This window comes from Curtobacterium sp. PsM8, from assembly GCF_030433875.1.
Taxonomy (GTDB): domain Bacteria; phylum Actinomycetota; class Actinomycetes; order Actinomycetales; family Microbacteriaceae; genus Curtobacterium.
Window position 1 is genome coordinate 1 of sequence record NZ_JARUXD010000197.1, and the last position, 229, is coordinate 229.

At 63.8% G+C, this 229-nt stretch carries 1 pseudogene; it reads right to left on the reverse strand.

What is annotated here, in order from left to right:
* Positions 1 to 47: 47 nt before the first annotated feature.
* Positions 48 to 191, reverse strand: a pseudogene (gene rpsI, locus QCD68_RS17345) (30S ribosomal protein S9); the annotation flags it as partial.
* Between the last annotated feature and the right edge of the window lie 38 nt (positions 192 to 229).

Genomic DNA, 229 nt, shown 5'->3' on the forward strand with positions numbered 1-229 from the left:
CGTCGGTACCGAACAGACGCGGCATGCGATCTCCCACCGTCAGGCGCTCAGCGCTTCGAGAACTGCGACGCCTTGCGGGCCGTCTTGAGACCGGCCTTCTTGCGCTCGATGACGCGGGCGTCACGCGTGAGGAAGCCCGCCTTCATGAGGGCCGCGCGGTTGTTATCGCGGTCGAAATAGTTCAGGGTGCGGGGTGTGTCTTATAAACAAATACGCGCCCACGCGACGC